General features: G+C 69.2%; 16 protein-coding genes. 4 read left to right on the forward strand and 12 right to left on the reverse strand.

Going from position 1 to position 22,699, the window contains the following annotated elements:
- Positions 1–183: 183 nt before the first annotated feature.
- A complete protein-coding gene (locus ACZ6TD_RS24555; RefSeq protein ID WP_452881459.1) occupies positions 184–801 on the forward strand; it encodes a GNAT family N-acetyltransferase in 618 nt (205 codons plus the stop codon).
- A gap of 75 nt (positions 802–876) precedes the next feature.
- On the opposite strand, the gene trxA is transcribed toward ACZ6TD_RS24555, so the two are convergent.
- The 7 genes from trxA to ACZ6TD_RS24590 form a co-directional block, all read right to left on the reverse strand.
- On the reverse strand, positions 877–1,206 hold the full coding sequence (trxA, locus tag ACZ6TD_RS24560; protein WP_014061966.1) for a thioredoxin: 330 nt from the start codon (positions 1,204–1,206) through the stop codon (positions 877–879).
- Positions 1,207–1,248: 42 nt separating this feature from the next.
- Complete coding sequence (trxB, locus tag ACZ6TD_RS24565) at positions 1,249–2,199, reverse strand: thioredoxin-disulfide reductase (protein WP_471341659.1); 951 nt, start codon at positions 2,197–2,199, stop codon at positions 1,249–1,251.
- Between the two features lie 150 nt (positions 2,200–2,349).
- Complete coding sequence (locus ACZ6TD_RS24570) at positions 2,350–3,330, reverse strand: anti-sigma factor (RefSeq protein WP_471341661.1); 981 nt, start codon at positions 3,328–3,330, stop codon at positions 2,350–2,352.
- Positions 3,327–4,016, reverse strand: coding sequence for an RNA polymerase sigma factor SigM (gene sigM, locus ACZ6TD_RS24575; RefSeq protein WP_471341663.1), 690 nt, complete (start codon positions 4,014–4,016; stop codon positions 3,327–3,329). The genes ACZ6TD_RS24570 and sigM overlap by 4 nt, the downstream gene beginning before the upstream one ends.
- A 36-nt stretch (positions 4,017–4,052) precedes the next feature.
- Complete coding sequence (locus ACZ6TD_RS24580; protein WP_471341665.1) at positions 4,053–5,768, reverse strand: protein kinase family protein; 1,716 nt, start codon at positions 5,766–5,768, stop codon at positions 4,053–4,055.
- A gap of 110 nt (positions 5,769–5,878) precedes the next feature.
- The gene (gene murJ / locus ACZ6TD_RS24585; RefSeq protein ID WP_471341667.1) at positions 5,879–8,257 is read right to left on the reverse strand and encodes a murein biosynthesis integral membrane protein MurJ; all 2,379 of its coding nucleotides are present in this window, start codon (positions 8,255–8,257) and stop codon (positions 5,879–5,881) included.
- Between the two features lie 49 nt (positions 8,258–8,306).
- Positions 8,307–10,664 (reverse strand): DUF6049 family protein, encoded by a 2,358-nt coding sequence (locus ACZ6TD_RS24590; protein WP_471341668.1) that lies wholly within the window; start codon positions 10,662–10,664, stop codon positions 8,307–8,309.
- Positions 10,665–10,844: 180 nt separating this feature from the next.
- Here ACZ6TD_RS24590 and ACZ6TD_RS24595 point away from each other — a divergent pair, with 180 nt between their 5' ends.
- The gene (locus tag ACZ6TD_RS24595; RefSeq protein WP_471341670.1) at positions 10,845–12,335 is read left to right on the forward strand and encodes a CCA tRNA nucleotidyltransferase; all 1,491 of its coding nucleotides are present in this window, start codon (positions 10,845–10,847) and stop codon (positions 12,333–12,335) included.
- Between the two features lie 5 nt (positions 12,336–12,340).
- On the opposite strand, the gene ACZ6TD_RS24600 is transcribed toward ACZ6TD_RS24595, so the two are convergent.
- The 3 genes from ACZ6TD_RS24600 to ACZ6TD_RS24610 form a co-directional block, all read right to left on the reverse strand.
- Entirely contained in the window at positions 12,341–13,678 is a 1,338-nt protein-coding gene (locus ACZ6TD_RS24600; protein WP_471341671.1) for an MFS transporter, read from the reverse strand.
- Between the two features lie 85 nt (positions 13,679–13,763).
- Positions 13,764–14,846 (reverse strand): inositol-3-phosphate synthase, encoded by a 1,083-nt coding sequence (locus ACZ6TD_RS24605; protein ID WP_471341673.1) that lies wholly within the window; start codon positions 14,844–14,846, stop codon positions 13,764–13,766.
- Positions 14,847–14,895: 49 nt separating this feature from the next.
- Positions 14,896–15,606, reverse strand: a complete 711-nt coding sequence (locus tag ACZ6TD_RS24610) for a PadR family transcriptional regulator (protein WP_471341675.1) — start codon at positions 15,604–15,606, stop codon at positions 14,896–14,898.
- Positions 15,607–15,963: 357 nt separating this feature from the next.
- Here ACZ6TD_RS24610 and ACZ6TD_RS24615 point away from each other — a divergent pair, with 357 nt between their 5' ends.
- Both ACZ6TD_RS24615 and ACZ6TD_RS24620 read left to right on the forward strand, forming a co-directional pair.
- Complete coding sequence (locus ACZ6TD_RS24615) at positions 15,964–18,648, forward strand: transglycosylase domain-containing protein (protein WP_471341677.1); 2,685 nt, start codon at positions 15,964–15,966, stop codon at positions 18,646–18,648.
- A gap of 215 nt (positions 18,649–18,863) precedes the next feature.
- Positions 18,864–20,348: a glycosyltransferase family 87 protein gene (locus ACZ6TD_RS24620; RefSeq protein WP_471341678.1), complete on the forward strand. Its 1,485-nt coding sequence runs from the start codon at positions 18,864–18,866 to the stop codon at positions 20,346–20,348.
- 67 nt (positions 20,349–20,415) lie between these two features.
- On the opposite strand, the gene ACZ6TD_RS24625 is transcribed toward ACZ6TD_RS24620, so the two are convergent.
- Both ACZ6TD_RS24625 and ACZ6TD_RS24630 read right to left on the reverse strand, forming a co-directional pair.
- Positions 20,416–21,447 carry an alanine racemase gene (locus tag ACZ6TD_RS24625; protein WP_470003097.1) on the reverse strand — a complete coding sequence of 344 codons (1,032 nt, stop codon included), beginning with the start codon at positions 21,445–21,447 and terminating at the stop codon, positions 20,416–20,418.
- Positions 21,448–21,513: 66 nt separating this feature from the next.
- On the reverse strand, positions 21,514–22,632 hold the full coding sequence (locus ACZ6TD_RS24630) for a lipid II:glycine glycyltransferase FemX (RefSeq protein ID WP_137978694.1): 1,119 nt from the start codon (positions 22,630–22,632) through the stop codon (positions 21,514–21,516).
- Between the last annotated feature and the right edge of the window lie 67 nt (positions 22,633–22,699).

Below are 22,699 nucleotides of genomic sequence, written 5' to 3' on the forward strand. Positions count from 1 at the left end.
GATCCATGTGGAGGCGCCGCATGTGGAGGGCAGGGCCATGCGATCGGTGAGCCGCACCGGACTGTTGGCCACAGGATTGGGCCTGGGAGCTGTCGGCGGTTTCGTCGGCAGTCTGATCAGGGAGCGTAGTGCGCTGTCAGCCGCCCGTGGCGCGGCTGGCCACGGAAGTGAAGGACTGGCTTCATGGGGCGTCGGCTCGTACCGCTCACGCTGGACAACCTCCCGGACATCCCCAAGCGCTGCCGCGCCTGTGTCTTCTGGGAGCTCGATCCGGTCAGCGGCGAAGCAGCCGTAAGGGCCGGCCGACCGGAGCTGGAGAAAGAGGCATGGATCTCCGCCGTTCTGCTGGAGTGGGGATCCTGCGGCCGGGTGGTCTATGTCGATGAGGTCCCGGTGGGCTTTGTGCTGTATGCGCCTCCGGCGTATGTACCGCGCTCCACGGCCTTCCCGACCAGTCCGGTCGCGGCGGATGCCGTCCAGCTGATGACGGCATGGCTGATGCCCGGATATCAGGGGCAGGGGCTGGGCCGGGTGATGGTGCAGACCGTCGCCAAGGATCTGATCCGCCGGGGCTTCAAGGCGGTGGAGGCGTTCGGGGATGCCACCTGGAAGGAACCGGCGTGTGTACTGCCCGCCGATCATCTGCTGGCCGTGGGCTTCAAGACCGTACGGCCGCATCCGCGCTACCCCCGGCTGAGGCTGGAGCTGAGGACCACGATCTCCTGGAAAGAGGATGTCGAGATGGCGCTGGACCGGCTGCTCGGCGCCGTCCAGAAGGAGCCCGCGCTTCGGCCGCTGTAGCGGGTTCCACGTGAAACACGAAGGGGCTGCCCCGATGGGCAGCCCCTTCGTGTATGAGGGTGACGCGTGGTGCGCTCAGCCGATGAAGTCGGCCAGGTCGCGCTCGATGGCGGCCTTGGGCTTGGCGCCGACGATGGTCTTGGCGACCTCGCCGCCCTGGTAGACATTGAGCGTCGGGATGGACATCACGCCGTACTTGGCGGCGGTCGCCGGGTTCTCGTCGATGTTGAGCTTGGCGATGACGATCTTGTCGGGGTGCTCGGCCGCGATGGCCTCCAGAGAGGGGGCGATCTGGCGGCACGGACCGCACCAGGCGGCCCAGAAGTCGACGAGTACCGGCTTGTCGCTCTTGAGGACCTTCTCCTCGAAGTCGGCGTCCGTCACGGTGACCGTGGCACCGGCCATGGCAATCTCCTTAGTGAGTTGGTGCAGAGGTGGGAAGCGGAGTCAGACGGTGGCGTCGCCCTGGCCCAGCGAGGCGAGGTACCGCTCGGCGTCCAGTGCCGCCGAGCAACCGGTGCCGGCCGCGGTGATCGCCTGACGGTAGGTGTGGTCCACGACATCGCCGGCGGCGAAGACACCGGGCAGGTTGGTCCGGGTGGTGGGCGCGTCCACCTTCAGGTACCCGTCGTCGTCCAGGCCCAGCTGGCCCTTGAACAGCTCGGTGCGCGGGTCGTGGCCGATCGCGATGAACAGTCCGGTGACCGGCAGCTCGGAGGTCTCGTCCTTCTTGACGTCGCGGATCGTGAGACCGGAGAGCTTGCCGTCGCCGTGGATCTCCTCGACCACGCTGTCCCAGATGAACGAGATCTTCGGGTCGGCGAAGGCCCGCTCCTGCATCGCCTTGCTGGCGCGCAGGGTGTCCCGGCGGTGGACCACCGTGACCGACTTGGCGAACCGCGACAGGAAGGTCGCCTCCTCCAGGGCCGTGTCGCCGCCGCCGATGACGGCGATGTCCTGGTCCTTGAAGAAGAACCCGTCACAGGTGGCACACCAGGAGACACCGCGGCCGGAGAGCTCGTCCTCGCGCGGCAGGCCCAGCTTGCGGTGCTGAGAGCCGGTGGCCACGATGACGGTCTTGGCCCGGTGGACCGTACCGGCGGAGTCGGTGACGGTCTTGATCTGCTCACTGAGGTCGACCGCGGCCACGTCGTCCGGAACGAGCTCGGCGCCGAAGCGCTCGGCCTGGGCCCGCATGTTGTCCATCAGGTCGGGGCCCATGATCCCGTCCCGGAAGCCGGGGAAGTTCTCCACATCGGTGGTGTTCATCAGGGCGCCACCCGCGGTCACCGAGCCTTCGAAGACCAGCGGCTTCAAGGAAGCGCGGGCGGTGTAGAGCGCGGCCGTATAGCCCGCGGGCCCGGAACCGATGATGATCACGTTGCGGACGTCGCTCACGGATGTCTTCCTTGTCTCTGCCGACTGCCGGACTGCTGACTGGGCGGGCGGCTCCGGGTCCCCGGAATTCCGCTGCCACCCCACCCAACGGATCCTACGGGTCAGGCATTCCCGAGCGCTGTCAGGCAGGGCCCCTGTGTGTGGTGTGCCTCAGCGCCGCGGATAGGTCCGGGTCACCAGAAGCTCCCCGGGAGTCGTCGGGGACGAGGAGACGCAGGACGCGTCGATCACGAAGGCATCGACGAGCGAGCTGTCGGAGGGGTGCGGGAGGACGACGATATAGGCGCTCTGGCCGTCGTAGGTGTCCTGCTGAGCAGCGAGAGCCGGCTCCTTGCGGCCGGTGCCGCTCTGTACGCAGGACGGCACCTCAGGGTCGTCATCGGCGCGCAGCGGCACATCGGGTGAGTTGCCCTGCCCGGTGACGCCGTCCGACGAGGTGGACTTCCGGTCGGCGAGCAGTTCGTGCACGCGGTCCTTGAGCGTGCCCGAGGAGAGGGTGGACCTCCCGGTGGAGCTCTGGCTGGCGTGCGCCTGGGTGTCGCTGTCGGTGTGATCGCCGGAGGAGCCGCTCTGGAGGAAGAAGGATCCGATGCCGATCACCGCTGCGGCGCATGCGCCGCCGAGGACGGCCTTGCGCCAGCGCCGGGCGCGGCCCGGGCGGGTGCCGGGGCCGGTGGTTCCCCGTCCCGGCCCAGTGGCCCCACGCGGGCGCCCGGCGGGCCGGGCCGCCGCGATGGACGGCTTGGCCGTGGGCTCCACGGTGTCGGAGCCGGAGGCGCTGGAGGCGTCATCGGCCGTTTCACGTGAAACAGGCGCGGGCGCGGCGTCCGGATCCGGAGTTTCACGTGAAACATCGGCCATGCCCTCGGGGGCGGTCGCGTCGAGAAGCGCTTCGGCGGCCAGGGCCGCGTCGATGCGGCCCGCGACATCGGCGGGCATCCGCACCGGCCCGGGGAGCGTCCCCAGCAGGGAGCGGATCTCGTCCAGGGACTCCCATACGTCCGCACACAGCACGCAGCTCGCGAGGTGAGTGCGCACATCGACGGCGCGGGACGGAGAGAGCAGACCCTCGGTGAGTGCGGAGATCTCCGCGACTTCAGGGTGCTCTTCCGTGTCCGTCGAGGATGTCACGCTCGCCCACCTCCGCCCTTCACGGCATCTGTGTCGTTCGGTCCTGCCGTCGGTGGGACGGACGTCCCCTGCGTCCGGTTCCTTCCCCTGCCCGAGGGTGAGCTACCCCTCCCACTGGGGTGGAGATGTGAGAGGAGGGGCAGCAGTCGTGCGCGGCCCCGGGCGCAGCGGCTCTTCACGGTGCCGGTGGGAACGTCCAGGACCTTCGCCGCCTCCGCGACGGGGTAGCCCTGCATATCGACCAGCACCAGGGCCGCGCGCTGCTCGTGAGGGAGGGTGCGCAGCGCCTGGAGCAGTTCCCGGTGGAGATCACCGCGCTCGGCGGGGGCGGCGGCTGACTCATGGGGTTCCAGGAGTTGCTCGAGCCGTTCGGTGTCGTCGACGGGGGAGGTGCGACGGGAGGCGGCCTTGCGCGCCCGGTCCAGGCAGGCGTTGACCGTGATGCGGTGCAGCCAGGTGGTCACGGCGGACTGGCCCCGGAAGGTGTGGGCGGCGCGGTAGGCGGAGACGAGCGCGTCCTGGACGGCGTCGGCCGCTTCCTCACGGTCGCCGAGGGTGCGCAGCGCCACCGCCCAGAGTCTGTCGCGGTGGCGCCGCACTATTTCACTGAAGGCGTCCGGGTCCCCGTCGACGTGCCGGGCGAGGAGCTCGCCGTCGCTCGCTCCGCCGATGGTGGCGTCGTCCAACGTTGAGCCCCTCCCCTCTCGGCCGACCGTAGAGGGTCAGCCCTTGACCTTGATCTCCGAGATGCCGCCACGGTAGCGATCGGCGGTGCTGGCCGGAAGCTCCGTGATGTGGACCAGGACGTATCGCGTCCGTACCGGCTTGTCGAGAACGGTGGACAGCTTCTTCCCGACGCTCTTCAGATCGGTGAGGTGCTTGGAGAAGGCGCTGAGTGAGGTGGGGTCGGAGGCGGAGGGATCGGCGGCGAGGACTTCCACCTTCTGGCCGGCGCGGTAGAAGTCGATGTCGAGGCTCGAGACGCTTTTGGCGCTGCCGAGGTCGACGATGATGCCGCTGCCCTGCTTGCGCTTGGGCAGGTTACCGAAGTTCGGGTAGTTCCAGAACTCCTTGGTCACCCAGGCGGTGTCCGTATCGCCGTCGACGGCACCATCGACCTTGTCCGGGGCGAAGGGCGCGTCCAGCGGCGAGAACTCCGTGGCGCTCTCGATGTTGAGCGGCTTGCCCACGGGCTTCAGGCCCTTGCCGTCGTCCTTCTCACCGGTGGACTTGCCCGGGCTGGACTTGTTCTCCTCCTTGAGGAGGGTGTCCGCGAGCTGCCAGCTGCCGAGGCCGAGAGCGGCGATCAGAAGGGCGGAGACGGTCCACTTGAGGGCCTTGCCGGTGCGGCTCTGCAGCGGCGGCGGAGGCGGCACGGGAGCGGCCGGGCGGGCCGTGTGCGCGGTGCCGCCGCGGTTCGGCTGCTGGCCGTACACGCCCTGTTGGTAGGTCGTGCGCTGGTACGCCGGGGAAGGGGTGAAGGCGGGCTCCGGCGGCCGGATGCGCGGCATGGCCGCGACGGCCTTGGCCAGCTCCTCGGGGGTGGTGCAGGGCTGGTCCTGACGGGAGGCGGTGGCCCCGTCGTTGACCAGCGCGCGCATCGCGAGCTCGGACAGACCGCGGTGCACTCCGGCACGGACCTGGTCGGGGGCGATCAGGCCCACGCCCTTGGGTAGCCCGGAGAGGCCGTAGGCGTCGGCCTCGTACGGCCAGCGCTGAGTGAGCGCCGCGTACAGCAGCGCGCCGATCGCCTCGGTGTCGGTGCGCTGGGGATGGTCGACGCTGATACCACGCAGGGCGGCCATGACGGCCAGTCCGCGGATGCGGTACTGACCGGACTCGGTGCGCAGTACGGAGCCGGGATTCAGCCGCAGATGGGCCAGGCCCTCGCGGTGGGCGGCGGCCATGGCCTGGGAGACCTGGCTGACCAGTTGGTACGCGTCGTGCGGCTCGAGCGGCCCGGAGGCCAGCACGGCGGTGAGCTCGGTGGCGTCGGGAAGCCACTCATGGACGACATAGACGAGATCGTTCTCCTCGACGGCGTCGAGGACCTGGACGAAGCGGGGATCGCCCAGCAGGGCCGCCGAACGGGCGGCGGCGAGCACCGACCTGGCGCGCGGATGGTCCGCGGGCACGACATGCACCCCGACGGCACGCCGCAGTTTCTCGTCCACGGCACGCCAACTGCTGAATCCGTCCAGACGGGTGACGCACTCCTCCAGACGGTAGCGTCTGGCCAGCTTGTGACCGCTGTGCAGTTCGAGCGGGTTCGCTTCGGCCGCGGCGCCCGTATCGTCGGTGACCGCGGCCTCTGTCCCCTTGCCGACCTTCTGTTTCGTCCCCGCCCCGTCGGCCGTGGCCTTACCCGCCTCGGCGGTCAGCGGCGCCTCTCCACCGCTGTCGGCCACGTCGACGGCAGCCGTGCTCCGTTCCGCCACCGTCGTTCCTGCCTCCCCATCCGTTGCGCCTACTCCGAGCCAAGACAATTGTGCCCACAGTCCGCCGCTATGCACGACACACGGTGGCGGACGATGGTTGTGCTCAATGATCAGCGTCCGAGTCGTCCGCGCACCATACCGACCATGGCCGTCAGCTCATCAACGCGCATCCGTTTCGCAGCAATGTAGAAGACCGCGATAAGAACGAGACCGCCGCCCAGCAAAGCCGCTACGGAGCCGGCGACGCCCATTCCGAGGGTCTGCATGATGGCGTAGGCCGCGCCACCGCCCAGGAGGGCGGCGGGGATGCTGGCACCGACGAGGCGGGTGTAGGTGCGTACGACGCGGGGGCCGTCCAGATCGCCGCCCAGCCGGTTGCGCAGCCGCTTCCAGGCCACGCCCACGCCGATGGCGTAGGCCAGGCCGTAGGCGGCCGCCATACCGGCGACGGCCCAGCGGGCGGGGAGCAGGAGATAGGCGAGTCCGGATCCGGCGGCGTTGACGGCGGCGATGATCACCGTGTTGTAGAAGGGGGTGCGGGTGTCCTCGTAGGCGTAGAAGCCACGGAGGACGACGTACTGCACGGAGAAGGGGATCAGACCCAGGCTGAACGCCATGAGGATGTAGCCCATGGAGACGGCCGCATCGGTGCCGGAGGCGCCGAACAGCAGCGTGCACATGGGGATGCCCAGGGCGATGAAGCCGAAGGCGAGCGGGACGATGGCGACCGCGGAGGTGCGCAGACCCTGCGAGATGTCGTCGCGGACCGCTCCGGAGTCCCCGTCGTGGGCCGCCCGGGAGATCCGGGGCAGCAGCGATGCCATGACGGAGACGGTGATGATCGCCTGCGGCATGCCCCAGATGAGCTGGGCGCTGGAGTAGCCGACGAAGCTCATGCCCGGCGCGTTCTGGTTCTCGGCCTCGGCACCGGCCGCGGTGGACAGCTGGGTCACGACCAGCACGCCCGCCTGGTTGGCGAGGACGAAGAGGACCGTCCACTTGGCCAGCTTGGCGGCCTTGCCGAGGCCGTGGCCGCGCCAGTCGAAGCGCGGCCGGAAGCGGAAGCCGGTGGCACGCAGGTAGGGGAACATCGCCAGGGACTGGACGACGAGCCCCAGCAGGGTGCCCATGCCCAGCAGGCGGATGCCTTCGGCGGTGATGGTCGTGGTGTCCATCTTGGAGCTGCCGGCGGTGCCGAACACCCAGATGAACAGGCCGAAGGTGAAGATTATGACGATGTTGTTCAGGACGGGGGTCCACATCATCGCCCCGAACCGGCCCCGGGCGTTGAGGATTTGGCCGACCACCACGTGAATGCCCATGAAGAAGATGGTGGGCAGGCAGTAGCGGGCGAAGGTGACCGCGACCTCGTTGTCGGCGGGGTTGTTCGCGATGGTCGGCGACATCACGCGGATCAGCACCGGTGCGGCGATCACGGTCACCGCGACCAGAAGGCCGAGCACCACCATCACCAGGGTGAGCAGCCGGTTGGCGAATGCCTCGCCGCCGTCGTCGTCCTCCTTCATCGCGCGCACGAGCTGGGGGACGAAGACGGAGTTCAGACCGCCGCCGATGGTGAGGATGTACACCATCGTCGGCAGCGTGTACGCGAGGGCGTAGGTGGAGCCGAGGGTGGCCGCGCCCAGGCCCGCGAGGACCACCATCTGCCGGACGAAGCCGGTGAGCCGGGAGACCAGGGTGCCCGCGGCCATCAGCGCGCTGGACTGGAGCACGCTGGACGCGCGGCCCTTGCCCCCTGAGGACTGCTTCGGCTCGGGCTCGGCCGCTGGGGCGGTCACCACCGGGGAGGCCACCGTGGGGGCGGCGGCCGTCGCGCCGGCGGACTCGTATCTGGACGGCCCGGGGACCGGCGCCTGCCCCTGAGCGGGCGCCTGGCCCTGGGGGTGGTTCTCCGGGCCCTGTGGGTAGCCCTGGCCCTGGCCGGGCCGGGGCTCATAGGGCTGCTGATCGCGGTAGAGGTGCGCGAAGGCGTCCCGCTGCGGCTGCTCCCCCGCGCCGTAGCCGTCTCCGGCCACCGGATAGCCCTGGCCCGCCTGATCGACGGGGTACGGCTGCTGTGCCGTGCCCTGGTGGCCGACGGCGGCCTCGGGAGACCATACGCGCGGGTCGGGGCCCTGCGGCGTGGGGGGCTGCTGGTGGTACTGCTGCTGGTAGCCGTCCTGCTGCGGAGTGTGAGGGGAGCGCCGGTCGTACAGCGGGTCCGTCAGCGGATCGTGGGCGTACCGATCCTGCGTCGGATACGGGTAGGGCGTGAAACTGCCCGTCGCGTACGAGTCGTCCAGATACGGATCCGGTGCGTAGTACTGCTGGCCGTAGGACTGGCGCGGATCGGCCGGGGGTGCCTGGTGGGCGTCGCCCAGATACGGATCCCGCTGGTGCGGTTCCTGTCCGTAAGGGTCGTGGGGGCCGTGAGGGGACGGCTGCGGCGGCGGTGGCACTCGGCCATCACCGTCATACGGCGCGTTCATCGCTACCCCACCTCATCGTCCACTGCGGCCCACCGGCCCCGGCAATTGCTCAATGGTCCACTTTCTCACCCGAGCCGGACGGGCCAGCGCTTTGCGATCCGGTGTCCGGCGCCGGGTCACTCGGCTGCTCGGGCACGAGGGCGTGTGCGCGGTCACACCGATCCGTCTCCGGGGCCTCGCTGTCGTCCTCATCCTGCCCGTGCGCCTCCTCGGCGTCTTCCCCGTCCCCGCCGTCCTCACCGCCCCTGGCGGCCGCGCGCTTGCGCTGGATGTAGATCCGGACACCGGCGAGGACGAGCAGCAGCACACCGCCGGCGATCACCAGAATCACGGTCGAGGTGATTTCGGTGACATTCACCTCGAACATCATCTCGTCGCCGTACGGCTGCCCGTCCGGGGTGTAGAGCTGCGCCGAGACCCACACCGGGCCGTTCGCGTTGGCCGTGGTGCCGAACTTCACGGACTGGCTGTGGCCGCCCTCCACATTGACCAGCTGGGGATCGCCGACCGCCAGCCGGTTGCCCTGCTGGGAGCGCAGGACGAGCCGCAGCTCGACGCTCTGCACCAGGTTGTTCTGGACGGTCACCGGGACGGTCGCGCTGCGCCCGGAGAGGGTCATGTTCGACTTCGGGACCAGGCGCACCTTATTGGTGAGCCCGGAGAGATAGGTCTGTACGTCGTGCCGGAAGCCGGTCGCGTTCTGCGCCTCGCTGCGCCATGAGGTCGACATCTCGCGCCTGATCGCGTTCCCGAAGGGGGTGACCACCCGGTATTTGGCGGTCAGGATCGGCTCGAAATTGTCCAGGGTCTTCTGGGTCTCCTGGATGCTGTTGAACGCCTCGATGGGCAGCTCCCGCGCGCGCAGCGCCCGGGGGTAGGAGCGGGCGCCCGGCACCCGCTGGGTGGCGCTCGGGTCGGGCTTGGCCTTCGCGGCTTGCCCCAGGCTCAGCGGCTGGGTCCACTGCCCGGAGAGCCCCTCCAGGGCCGCCGCCATCGCCTGCGCCTGGCTGGTGGTGGGCGTCCGCTGGGGGGCGACCACGATGCTGCGCTGCTTGTCCGGCGCCTGGAGGTTGATCATCTGGCTCTGGGCCAGGAATCGCTGGATGGCGAGGGTGGAGTTCTCCGCCTTGGACATGTCGCCGGTGAAGGCCGTCGACAGCCGTGCGTCGGCGACCACCGCCGTATTGCCGCCGCCGATCTGGCGGGCCGCGGTGGGGGTGTAGGAGAGCCCGCCGGTCTCGCGCAGGCTGTCGCTGCGGGCGATGACGTTGTGCGCGCCCGCGGAGGTGGCGACGTCCACGATCGAGGAGTCGACCGCGCCCTCGACGGGCCAGGCGAAGTCCGTGCGCGGCCGCACCCCGAGGATGGTCTCCACGGTCGTCGAGGCGAGCTCGGTGGCGCCCTGGAGGTGGCTGAGGGCGCCGGTGACGTTCTTACCTCGGTGGGCGAGCGAGGCGAGGTCGGGGTCGGCGAACGGCAGCGCGACCACCTGCTTGCCCTCCACGGCCTTCTGGAGGGCGTCCAGCCACTGCTTGGCGACGGTCTGGCCGTGGCCCGCCCTGGTCCCCTTGCCCGAGGGATTCTGGACCTCGTAGTTCTTCGTCATCGCGTCGACGGTGGCGAGCAGGTCGGGGTCGATCACCCAGGTGATGGGGAGGTTCTTCCCCAGAGCGACCATCTGCTGCAGCCGGCCGCCCGGGGCCAGCTCCTTGGCCAGGCGGTCATCCCGGAAGATCGGGGTGCGGTCCTCGTCGTTGTCCGTGCGGGCGGTCACATGGGTGGCGGAGATCAGCGGCCACAGATAGGTGAGCTGGGACTTCTTCTGGGACGGGCCCGACTGCCAGGGCAGGAAGGTCCGCTCGATGCCCAGCACCTGCGGCCAGGGCTGATGGGAGGTGCCACCGGTGAGCGAGACGCCGAGCTGATAGACGCCGTTCTCCCCCAGGTGCAGCTGATCCACCGGTATGGAGAGGGAGAAGTCACGGCTGGCGCCGGCCGGCAGCTTGCCGATCTTCTTGGCGTATTTGCGGTCGATCTCGGTGCCGTCGAGCCCCTCCGTATAGCCGGTGCGGTGGGCGGTGGTGTCGATCGCGCTGCGGCCGTTCATGGTCGGGCCGACCCGGAGGCCCACCCGGGCCGCCGAGACCGTGCCCTTGGTGTCGTTGGTGACGGTGCCGCTGACGGTGAGGGTGTCGCTCTTCTTCGGCGCGGTGGGGGTCAGTGAGGTGATGGAGACGTCCACCGATCGCGAGCCGGTGGCCTTGCTCTCGGCGTGAGCGGCGGGTGCCGCCGGAATCTGTGCCAGGCCCGCGAGCATCGGCGCCGCGGCCAGCAGGGCCGCCGTGCGCCGCAACCATCGCCGGGCACGAGCGGAAGTTGTCCCCCGGAGGTCTGCCGCATCGGCCACGCGCTCGCCCGTCCCTTGTCGTCAGTAGGTCGTCAGTGGTCGTCGCACTGTGCGTCCACGAAATGGTAACGATGCCCGCTGTGACGAAGTGCTGTGGACGGCTCCACAAGATCGTTACGCAGTGGTGGCCCCATCGGGGGTGGATTCTCGGGGGCGCACGGCCACGTACCCTGTTCTGTTGTGCCGAACGCCAACAATGACAGCCGATCCCCGCAGTCGACCAATGAGCTCAGCCAGGTGCAGCGCCGCGCCGTGGGCGAACTCCTGCGGGTCTCTCCCGTTGCCGACGATCTTGCCCGTCGTTTCCAGCAGGCCGGTTTCCGCCTGGCCCTGGTCGGCGGCTCGGTACGGGACGCGCTGCTCGGCCGGCTCGGTAACGATCTGGATTTCACGACGGACGCGCGGCCGGACGAGGTACTGAAGATCGTACGGCCCTGGGCGGACGCGGTCTGGGACGTCGGCATCGCCTTCGGTACGGTCGGCTGCCGCAAGGGCATGTCCCCCGGAAGCGGGTCGGATCAGAGCTTCCAGATCGAAATCACGACTTATCGGTCAGAAGCCTATGACCGGACATCTCGGAAGCCCGAGGTGTCGTACGGCGACTCCATCGAGGAGGACCTGGTCCGTCGGGACTTCGCGGTCAACGCGATGGCGGTGGCGCTCCCGCAGAAGGAGTTCATCGACCCGCACCACGGCCTGGAGGACCTCGCCGCCCGGGTGCTGCGCACCCCGGGGACGCCCGAGGAGTCCTTCTCCGATGATCCGTTGCGGATGATGCGAGCCGCGCGCTTCGCCGCGCAGCTGGACTTCGAGGTGGCCCCCGAGGTGGTCGCCGCGATGACGGCGATGTCCGAGCGCATCGACATCGTCTCGGCGGAGCGGGTGCGTGATGAGCTCAACAAGCTCATCCTGGCCGACCACCCCCGCAAGGGGCTGCGGCTGCTGGTGGAGACCGGGCTCGCCGACCGCGTCCTGCCGGAGCTTCCGGCGTTGCGTCTGGAGCGCGATGAGCACCACCGCCACAAGGATGTCTACGAGCACTCGTTGACGGTGCTGGACCAGGCCATCGACCTGGAGACCGAGGGCCCCGATCTGACGCTGCGGCTGGCCGCGCTGCTGCATGACATCGGCAAGCCCAAGACGCGCCGCTTCGAGAAGGACGGCCGGGTCTCCTTCCACCACCACGAGGTGGTGGGGGCCAAGATGACCAAGTACCGGATGACGAGGCTCAAGTACTCCAATGAGCTGATCAAGGATGTCTCCCGCCTGGTCGAGCTGCATCTGCGCTTCCACGGCTATGGCACGGGGGAATGGACCGACTCCGCGGTCCGCCGCTATGTCCGTGACGCCGGGCCGCTGCTGGACCGGCTGCACAAGCTGACCCGCTCGGACTGCACCACGCGCAATAGGCGGAAGGCGATGGCGCTCTCGCGTGCGTACGACGGTCTCGAGGAGCGCATCGCCCTGCTACAGGAGCAGGAAGAGCTGGATGCGATCCGCCCGGATCTGGATGGCAACGAGATCATGAAGATCCTCGGCATCCCCCCGGGGCCGCAGGTCGGCAAGGCGTACAAGCATCTGCTGGAGCTGCGGCTGGAGCACGGCCCGATGGAGCGGGACACCGCGATCGCCGCGCTCCAGGAGTGGTGGGAAGCTCAGCCGGAGGACTGAGCCCCTCACGTTTCACGTGAAACATCGACTTGCTTGGCGCTCCGCCGGTCATGTTTCACGTGAAACCTCACCAGGACCGCGGTGGCCGCGTAGAGCAGTGCCACACAGATCAGCAGTGCGGCCGATCTGCCGTCCGGCGGCAGTATCACCGCGGCGACCGCCGCGGCTCCCACGAAGGCGACATTGAACAACACGTCGTAGAGGGAGAAGATCCGCCCGCGGAAGTCATCGGCGATGGCGGACTGCACCACGGTGTCGGTGGCGATCTTCGCGCCCTGGGTGATCAGGCCGAGGACGAACGCGGCGATCAGCATGGGAGCGGGCTCGAAGGGCAGGCCGAGCCCCGGCTCCAGGAGGGCCGCGCTCCCCGCGCACACCATCACCCAGGAGAGCCGGCCGTCCGGCCGGGAGGGCGCACGGGCCCCGAGCCGGGCCACCGCCCATGGCGTGATCACCGCCGCCGCGAAGAAGCCCGCGCCCGAGACGCCGACGGCCAGCCCCAGAAGCGCGAGCCCCTGGGATTCGGTGTCGGCCCATGCGTAGCGGCAGAGCATCAGCACCGTCACCGTGAGCGCGCCGTAGCAGAAGCGCATCAGCGTCATCGCGGTCAGCGCCACGGTGGGATCCCGGCGCTCCAGCAGATGGCGTACGCCCGCGACCAGACCCCGTGCGGTGCTCGTCAGGGCCGCGGAGAGACGGGGCTGAAGGGCCGCGGGATCCGGCCCCAGCAGACCGGGCGCCATCAGCAGGGCCGTGAGCCCGGCGATGAGATAGAGCGCGGCGCCCACCAGGACCACCAGTGCGTCCGAGGAGGTGCCTCCCGGACCCGACAGCCGGACGATGAAGGCGAGGCTGCCCCCGGCCGTCGCGGCGAGCGTTCCGGCCGTGGGCGAGAGGGAGTTGGCCATGACCAGACGCTCCTGGCTGTCCACGACGCGGGGCAGGGCCGCCGAAAGTCCGGCCAGCACAAAGCGGTTGATGGCCGTCACCGACAGGGCCGAGACATAGAAGAGCCACTCCGGCACCTGGCCCAGGACCAGCACGGCGGTTCCGGCGGCCAGCCCCGAGCGCAGCAGATTGCCGTAGAGCAGCACCTGCCGCCGGCGCCAGCGGTCCAGCAGCACCCCGGCGAAGGGGCCGAGCAGGGAGTAGGGGAGCAGCAGGACGGCCATGGCGGAGGCGATGGCCGCGGCGGAGGTCTCCTTCTCCGGGGAGAAGACCACATAGGTGGCGAGCGCCACCTGGTAGACGCCGTCGGCCGACTGGGACAGCAGCCGGATGGCCAGGAGGCGGCGGAAGTCCCGCAGTTGCAGCAGTACGCGGAGATCACGCACAACAGGCATGGCGTCAGCCTCACACACCACACGGGCCTCCGGGCGTATTACCCGGAGGCCCGTGATCACGCGGCGGGAATCAGCGCATGGCGCTTCAGCGCTCGACCTCGCCCCTGATGAACTTCTCCACGTTCTCCCGCGCCTCGTTGTCGAAGTACTGCACCGGCGGCGACTTCATGAAGTACGAGGAGGCCGAGAGGATCGGGCCGCCGATGCCGCGGTCCTTGGCGATCTTCGCGGCGCGCAGCGCGTCGATGATGACACCCGCGGAGTTCGGGGAGTCCCACACCTCGAGCTTGTACTCCAGGTTCAGCGGGACGTCGCCGAACGCGCGGCCCTCCAGGCGGACATAGGCCCACTTGCGGTCGTCCAGCCAGGCCACGTAGTCCGAGGGGCCGATGTGGACGTTGTCGGCGCCCAGCTCGCGGTCGGGGATCTGCGAGGTGACGGCCTGGGTCTTGGAGATCTTCTTGGACTCCAGGCGCTCCCGCTCCAGCATGTTCTTGAAGTCCATGTTGCCGCCGACGTTCAGCTGCATGGTGCGGTCCAGGATGACGCCCCGGTCCTCGAACAGCTTGGCCATCACGCGGTGCGTGATGGTCGCACCGACCTGCGACTTGATGTCGTCACCGACGATCGGCACCCCGGCCTCGGTGAACTTGTCCGCCCACTCCTTGGTGCCGGCGATGAAGACCGGGAGCGCGTTGACGAAGGCGACCTTCGCGTCGATGGCGCACTGGGCGTAGTACTTGGCGGCGTCCTCGGAGCCGACCGGGAGGTAGCAGACCAGAACGTCGACCTGCTTGTCCTTGAGGACCTGGACGACGTCGACCGGGGTCTCGTCGGACTCGTCGATGGTCTGGCGGTAGTACTTGCCGAGTCCGTCGAGCGTGTGGCCGCGCTGGACCGGGACACCGGTCGTCGGCACGTCGCAGATCTTGATGGTGTTGTTCTCGCTGGCGCCGATGGCGTCCGCGAGGTCCAGGCCGACCTTCTTCGCGTCCACGTCGAAGGCGGCCACGAACTCCACGTCCTTCACGTGGTAGTCGCCGAACTGCACGTGCATCAGACCCGGCACGCGGGTGTCCGGGTCGGCGTCCTTGTAGTACTCGACGCCCTGCACCAGCGAGGCGGCGCAGTTGCCCACGCCGACGATGGCTACACGAACCGAACCCATTCCGGTTGCTCCCTGTGTGTACTGGACGAGGCCCCGCGGATGCCGGGCCTCACTTGGCGGTGTCATCGGACGGATCCGGCCGGGAACCACCCCGGTGCCGGGGCGGGCCGTCCGCATCTTCTGACTGGTCCTGCTGTGGCGACCGGTCCTCGTCCCGCTCGGTCGTCCGGTCCTGCCCGGCGGTGCCGTCGCGCCGATCGCGCCCGGCCCGCTCGCTCTCGATCAGCTCGTTCAGCCAGCGCACCTCGCGCTCCACCGACTCCATACCGTGTCGCTGCAGCTCGAGGGTGTAGTCGTCCAGGCGCTCGCGGGTGCGGGCCATGGCGGCGCGCATCTTGTCCAGGCGCTCCTCCAGGCGGCTGCGCCGCCCCTCCAGCACCCGCATCCGAACGTCTCGTGACGTCTGGCCGAAGAAGGCGAACCGGACGCCGAAGTGCTCGTCCTCCCAGGCGTCCGGCCCGGTGTGGGAGAGCAGCTCCTCGAACCGCTCCTTCCCCGCCGCCGTGAGCCGGTAGACGATCTTCGCCCGGCGGCCGGAGAGGGGGGCCGAGAGAGCGTCCTGGGAGGCGCTGCCCGATTCCTCGATCAACCAGCCGTTGGCGACCAGCGTCTTGAGGCAGGGATAGAGGCTGCCGTAGCTGAACGCGCGGAACACCCCGAGTGAGGTGTTGAGCCGCTTCCGCAGCTCGTATCCGTGCATCGGTGACTCGCGCAGCAGGCCGAGAACGGCGAACTCCAGGACGCCTGAGCGTCTGCTCATTCCCCGCCTCCCCTCTCCTCCGGGCCCGCTATGCCGAGCTGATGTATCGACTCGATACATCCAGACGATAGAACCGTGCTCGGGACGGGACAAGAGGGACCACGGTGAACGCCGTCACATCATCAATTCGTGGCAATCAATCTGACGGTTATGGAGTGAAGGTGGCGGCTGGGCGGGTTTTGACCGTGCGTACTCTGTTCGCCATGCAGACCTATGGGAACCAAGTGACGCCGCGATGCGTCCTCGTCCCGGATGCAGTGCGTCCGGTTGCCTGGTGCGACCGGACCGCACATTGGGGGGACCGGAAGCCATCTGCCGCTTTCAGGCGATAGCGCCTGCCCGAGGAGAAGTCGTTCCATGAGCGAGCACCGTCGCAAGCCGCCGCAACCCCAAGGCGGCGGACGAGCAGCGGCCCGGCGAGCCGGACAGCAGTCGTCCGGCCGCCGTGCAGCACCTACGCACAACGCCGCAGCCGGGTCGGGCGCCACCCCGGAGGGGGAGGAGCGTCCTTACGGCGGCCGCGCGGCGGCCCGCCGCGCCGCCCAGCGTGGCGGTGGCCGTAGACGAGCAGCCGAGCCGAGCGCGGCCGGCGCGGGTCCCGGTGGTCGCGGAGGCGGCCGACGGGGGACCGGCGGCGGCCGCGGACGTGGCTCGGGGGGCGATGAGCACCCCGGCAAGAAGCGCTTCATCGACTACCCGCGCGGCGGGCGGTCGGGTTTCCGGCGCTGGGTTCCGTCCTGGAGGCTGGTGACGGGAACCTTCATCTTCTTCTTCGCGGTGCTGCTCGGCGCCGTCGGCATAGGGCTGTGGCTGGTGGAGGTACCGACCGCCCAGGCCGCCTCCCAGACCCAGAAGAACGTCTACTACTGGGCGGACGGCAAGCAGATGGTGGTCTCCGGCGGTGGTGACCTCAACCGCCAGATCGTCCCCCTCAGCAAGATCCCCAAGTCCATGCAGAACGCGGTGATCTCCGCGGAGAACGCCAGCTTCTACGACGACAGCGGCGTCGACCCGATGGGTATCGCTCGCGCGGTCGTCAACATGGCGAAGGGTGGAGCGACCCAGAGTGGTTCGACCATCACCCAGCAGTTCGTGAAGAACACCTACCTCGACCAGTCACAGACGCTCACGCGTAAGGTCAAGGAGCTGTTCATCTCCATAAAGGTGGGCGCGACCAAGGACAAGGACTACATCCTCGGGAGCTATCTGAACACCGCGTACTACGGACGCGGTGCCTACGGCTGCCAGGCGGCCGCCCGCGCCTACTACGACCGGGACTGCGCGGACCTGACGCCCAGCCAGAGCGCCTTCCTGGCCTCGACGCTCAACGGCCCCAACCTCTACGACCCCAACGGCGGCTACGGCGCCGCCGCCACCAAGGAGGCCAACACCAAGCGGGCCAAGCAGCGCTGGGAGTGGATCCTGCGGCGTGAGGTCGCCGTGCACAGGATGCCCAGGGCCGACGCCCAGAAGTGGATCGCCAAGGGCTTCCCGATGCCGCAGAACCCGAAGGTGGCCACGAACAAGCAGGGCCAGATCGGCTACCTGACCGACCTCGCCGACAACTACATCATCGCCAACACCGGCATCAGCAAGTCGAAACTGGACAAGGGTGGCTATCAGATCCATACCACCTTCGACCGGAAGAAGATCAGTGAGCTGACCCGGGCGGTCGAGAAGGTCTCCAAGGAGAACATCAAGCCGAAAGATCGCGACGAGGACAAGTACGTCCAGTTCGGCGGCGCCTCGGTGGAGCCCAAGACGGGCAAGATCCTGGCCATCTACGGCGGCAAGAACGCGCTGGAGCACTACCGCAACAACGCCGACTACACCGGTGTCCAGGTGGGCTCGACCTTCAAGCCCTTCGTGATGGCCGCCGCGATGACCAACGGCGCCCGGGATCCGAAGGGCCCACGGGAGCAACCCGATTCCGAGCGCACCCTGGTCTCGCCGAGCAGTGTCTACAACGGCGACAACAAGGTGACCCTGCGGGACTACGATGGGACCGTCTGGCACGACAAGGACGGCAAGGAGTGGCACCAGCGGAACGACGGTGACGAGGACAAGGGCCCGATCAGCCTGCGCACCGCGATGCAGTACTCGGTGAACACCCCGTTCATCCAGCTGGGCATGGACGTCGGCACCGACAAGGTGCGGGACGCGGCCCTGGCCGCGGGCCTCAGCAAGGAGCAGCTGGCCTCGATCACCCCGACGTTCTCGCTCGGCACCTCCGCGCCCAGCGCCATCCGGCTCGCCGGGGCGTACGCCACCTTCGCGGCCAGCGGCCAGCAGGCCGAGCCGTACTCGGTGGAGCGGGTCGAGGACAAGAACGGCCCGGTCTACAACCACAAGCAGGACGCCGAGCTCAAGCGGGCGTTCGACTCGAACGTGGCGAACAATGTCACCGATGTCCTGGAGAACGTGGTCGAGCGCGGCACCGGCACCTCGGCGAAGATCGGCCGTCCGGTCGCGGGCAAGACCGGAACCACCGACGAGAACAAGTCGGCCTGGTTCTCCGGCTACACCCCGCAGCTGTCCACGGCGATCGGCATGTGGCGGGTGAACGACCAGGCCAAGAGCCAGAAGTTCCTGTCCATGCGCGGTGTGGGCGGCCAGGAGACGATCCACGGTGCGTCGTTCCCGGCGGAGATCTGGGCCGACTACATGCGCGGTGCCCTGCGGGGCGTGCCGGTCAAGGACTTCCCCGCGGCCACCCCGATCGGGCAGAAGGTCTTCGGCGAGGACGCCAGCCCGAGCCCGACCCCGACGACGGAGAAGCCGTCCGAGTCCCCGTCGGAGTCGCCTTCGGAATCTCCGTCGGAGTCCCCCTCGGAGTCGCCGTCCGGCAGCTCGACCCCGACGGACACCTGTGACCCGCTGGACCTGGACTGCCAGGACAACGGCGGCAACGGCAACGGCGGCAATCAGAACGGCGGCGCGAACGGCGGTCCGGGAGGTCCGTCCACGTCGCCGACCACGGAGGACCCGGGCGGCCCCGGTGGCATATTCGGCGGCCCGTCCGGGACCCGCAGGAAGGAATAGCCCGCGGTCCCGTACGACCCGTTCACCCCTCGCCGGCCGCGCCGGAGCGAACCCGCTCCGGCGCGGCCGACGCCGTTCCAGGCCCTGAACGGCTCTCTGCGCCTCTGGCACACCTCTCCCCGACTCGGAGACCGGCCGGGCGTCCGCGGCGCGCTCAGCGGCCGCTGGGCCGGTCCTGGCTCCTCCGGTGGGGCTCGTACGGCAGGATGGGGGCCATGAGCGTGCGCGAGGACCCACAGGCCCAGCCCGTACGGCCGACCGCCGAGGACCCGGTGGCCGCGGCCGGCAGCGAGCTGATCGGTGGGCCGACCGGACGCCGGGCCCTGCTCGGCACGAGCTGGTGGACCCCGGTGCGGATCGTGGCGATCGTCGCCATCGGCATGTTCGCCCTGGGCATGGTGCAGAAGCTGCCGTGCTACGACGGCGGCTGGTTCTACGGGGCCACCGCCCAGTACACCCACGCCTGCTACTCCGACATACCGCACCTCTACAACGGCCGCGGCTTCGCCCTCGACCTCGTCCCGTACTTCGACCGCATACCGGACAACGTCTCGGGCGGGATGCAGTACCTGGAGTATCCGGTCCTCACCGGCCTCTTCATGGAGGTCGCCTCCTGGATGACCCCGCACGGCGGCTCCATCCAGGACCGCGAGCAGATCTACTGGCTGGTCAACGCGGGCATGCTCATGGTCTGCACCGCGGTCATCGCGGTCTGTGTGGCCCGTACGCACCGCCGCCGCCCCTGGGACGCGCTGCTCGTCGCCCTGGCCCCCGCCTTCGCGCTCACGGCCACCATCAACTGGGACCTGTTCGCCGTCGCCCTTACGGCCGCCGCCCTGCTGATGTGGTCCCGCAGCCGCCCGCTGGCCGCCGGTGTGCTGCTGGGGCTCGCGACGGCCGCGAAGCTCTACCCAGGGCTGCTGCTCGGTGCGCTGCTGGTGCTCTGCCTGCGGGCGGGCCGGCTGCGGGCCTTCTGGACGGCCGCGGGCGGGGCCCTGGCCGCCTGGCTCGTGGTGAACCTGCCCGTGATGATCAGCACGCAGGGCGGACCGCACATCCGCGACGGCTGGAAGACGTTCTACACCTTCAGCCAGGAGCGCCCCGTGGACTTCGGCTCCGTGTGGCTGATCATCTCCCAGCGCACCGGGAACCCCCTGGAGGACGTCAACACCTACGGGACCGTGCTGATGGCCCTGGCCTGCCTCGGGGTGGCGGCGCTCGCCCTGTGCGCACCGCGCCGTCCGCGCCTGGCCCAGCTGTCCTTTCTGATCGTCGCGGCGTTCGTGCTCACCAACAAGGTCTACTCACCGCAGTACGTGCTGTGGCTGATCCCGCTGGCGGCACTGGCCAGGCCGCGCTGGCGGGACTTCCTGGTCTGGCAGGCGTGCGAGGTCATGTACTTCCTGGGGATCTGGATGTACCTCGCGTACACGGGCAGCGGCGACCAGCACCGGGGGCTGCCCGCGGAGGGCTATCAGCTGGCGATCGCCGTGCATCTGCTGGGGACGCTGTATCTGTGCGCCCTGATCATCCGGGACGCGCTGGTGCCGGAGCGGGACCCGGTGCGCCAGGACGGGTCGGACGACCCCGGGGGAGGCGTGCTGGACCGGGCCCCGGACGCGTTCGTGCTGGGAGAGGCGCGGCGCGCGTCCCGCTATGAGGGCGCGGCGCTGGTGGACTGGGGCGTCCACCGGGAGTGAGCCCCGGGCCGGAGCCCCCTCCCGGCGGTGCGGAGCCGCGGTGCGGAGCCCCTCCCGGCGGCGTGGCTCAGCGGTCGAGCAGCCGGTCGAACTGCGTCGTGGTGTGCCGCAGATGTGCCACCAGCTCATCCCCCACCTGGGGCGCCTGGACATCGCTGGGCACGAACAGGATGGACACCTGCATGTGCGGCGGCTCGGCGAACCACCGCTGCTTGCCCGCCCACACGAACGGCGAGAGGTTGCGGTTGACGGTCGCCAGACCGGCGCGGGCGACCCCCTTGGCGCGGGGCATCACCCCGTGCAGCGCCTTGGGCGCCTCCAGACCGACGCCGTGGGAGGTGCCGCCCGCGACCACGACCAGATGCCCGTCGGAGGCGGCCTTCTGCTGGCGGTAGCCGAAGCGGTCGCCCTTCGAGACCCGGGTGACGTCGAGCACTGAGCCCCGGTACTCCGTCGAATCGTGGTCGCCCAGCCACAGCCGGGTGCCGATGCGCGCCCGGAAGCGGGTCTGCGGGAACTGCTGCTGCAGCCGGGCCAGTTCCTCGGCCTTGAGGTGGCTGACGAACATGGTGTGCAGCGGCAGCCGCGCCGCCCGCAGCCGGTCCATCCAGGCGATGACCTCCTCGACCGCGTCCAGGCCGTCGGTGCGGTCGAGCGGGAGGTGGATGGCGAACCCCTCCAGCCGGACGTTCTCTATCGCGGCGTGCAGCTTGGGCAGGTCCTCCTCGGTGACGCCGTGCCGCTTCATGCTGCTCATGACCTCGATGACCACGCGCGCGTTCACCAGGCCGTAGACGCCGTCGACCGACGAGACCGAACGGATCACCCGGTCCGGCAGCGGCACCGGCTCCTCACCGCGGCGGAAGGGGGTGAGCACGAGCAGGTCACCGCTGAAGAAGTCCTTCATCCGGGCGGCCTCGTAGGTGGTCCCGACCGCGAGGATGTCGCTGCCGAAACGGGCGGCTTCCTCGGCCAGCCGCTCATGGCCGAAGCCGTAGCCGTTGCCTTTGCAGACCGGAACTATCCCTGGGAATTGCTGGATCACCGTTTGCTGATGCGCCCGCCAGCGCGCGGTGTCGACATAGAGGGTGAGCGCCATTGGCCGGTCCCGGAACCTTTCTCGTTGCCGCGGTGTATTGGAGGTATGGGAGACAGCGAATCGTGGTCAGCGGCGCGACATGTAGATGTCGAGCGCCTTGTGCAGGAGCTTGTTGAGCGGGAAGTCCCACTCGCCGAGGTATTCGGCAGCCTGCCCGCCGGTGCCCACCTTGAACTGGATCAGGCCGAAGAGATGATCCGTCTCATCGAGGGAGTCGCTGATGCCGCGCAGGTCATAGACGGTCGCGCCCAGCGCGTAGGCGTCGCGGAGCATCCGCCACTGCATCGCGTTCGAGGGCCGGACCTCGCGCTTGTGGTTGGCGGAGGCGCCGTAGGAGTACCAGACATGGCCTCCGACGATCAGCATCGTGGCGGCGGCCACGGCCTCGTTCTCGTGCATCGCGAAGTACAGCCGCATCCGGTTGGGGTCCTCGGTGTTGAGGGCCGTCCACATGCGCTGGAAGTAGCTGAGCGGGCGGGGCCGGAAGTGGTCGCGCTCCGCGGTGATCTCGTAGAGCCGCTGCCACTCGGGCAGATGCTCGTAGCCGCCCTGGACGACCTCGACACCGGCCTTCTCGGCCTTCTTGATGTTGCGGCGCCACAGCTGGTTGAAGCCCTTGTGGACATCCTCGAGGGAGCGGTTCTCCAGCGGCACCTGGAAGACGTACCGCGGCTGGACGTCACCGAAGCCGGCTCCGCCGTCCTCGCCCTGCTGCCAGCCCATGCGCCGCAGCCGCTCGGCCACCTCGAAGGCGCGCGGCTCGATGAAGGTGGCCTCGACGTCGCGCAGCCGCTTGACGTCGGGGTTCTGGATGCCGGACTTGATCGCGGCGGAATCCCAGCGGCGGATGATGACCGGCGGGCCCATCTTCACGGAGAAGGCGCCCTGCTGCTTCAGATGCGCGAGCATCGGACGCAGCCAGTCCTCCAGGTTGGGCGCGTACCAGTTGATGACCGGGCCCTCGGGGAGATAGGCGAGATAGCGCTTGATCTTGGGCAGCTGACGGTAGAGGACGAGACCGGCGCCGACGAGCTGGCCCGTGGCGTCGAACCAGCCGAGGTTCTCCGAGCGCCACTCCGACTTGACGTCAGCCCATGCAGGCACCTGCATGTGGCTTGCCGCCGGCAGGCTCTGGATGTACGCCAGATGCTGCTCTCGGCTGATCGTCCTCAGGGTCAGGCTCATGTGGGGCGCTCCTCGGCAGGTTTGTCCCCAGGGTCGGGGCTCCGGCTCTCGCGCCGAAGCCTACTGC

The organism is Streptomyces yongxingensis, from assembly GCF_055597465.1.

Coding starts and splice junctions, on each gene's coding strand:
- ACZ6TD_RS24555 (WP_452881459.1), top strand. CDS start 184: ATGGGGCGTCGGCTCGTACCGCTCACGCTGGACAACCTCCCGGACATC.
- trxA (WP_014061966.1), bottom strand. CDS start 1,206: ATGGCCGGTGCCACGGTCACCGTGACGGACGCCGACTTCGAGGAGAAG.
- murJ (WP_471341667.1), bottom strand. CDS start 8,257: ATGAACGCGCCGTATGACGGTGATGGCCGAGTGCCACCGCCGCCGCAG.
- ACZ6TD_RS24600 (WP_471341671.1), bottom strand. CDS start 13,678: ATGCCTGTTGTGCGTGATCTCCGCGTACTGCTGCAACTGCGGGACTTC.
- ACZ6TD_RS24605 (WP_471341673.1), bottom strand. CDS start 14,846: ATGGGTTCGGTTCGTGTAGCCATCGTCGGCGTGGGCAACTGCGCCGCC.
- ACZ6TD_RS24610 (WP_471341675.1), bottom strand. CDS start 15,606: ATGAGCAGACGCTCAGGCGTCCTGGAGTTCGCCGTTCTCGGCCTGCTG.
- ACZ6TD_RS24615 (WP_471341677.1), top strand. CDS start 15,964: ATGAGCGAGCACCGTCGCAAGCCGCCGCAACCCCAAGGCGGCGGACGA.
- ACZ6TD_RS24620 (WP_471341678.1), top strand. CDS start 18,864: ATGAGCGTGCGCGAGGACCCACAGGCCCAGCCCGTACGGCCGACCGCC.
- ACZ6TD_RS24625 (WP_470003097.1), bottom strand. CDS start 21,447: ATGGCGCTCACCCTCTATGTCGACACCGCGCGCTGGCGGGCGCATCAG.
- ACZ6TD_RS24630 (WP_137978694.1), bottom strand. CDS start 22,632: ATGAGCCTGACCCTGAGGACGATCAGCCGAGAGCAGCATCTGGCGTAC.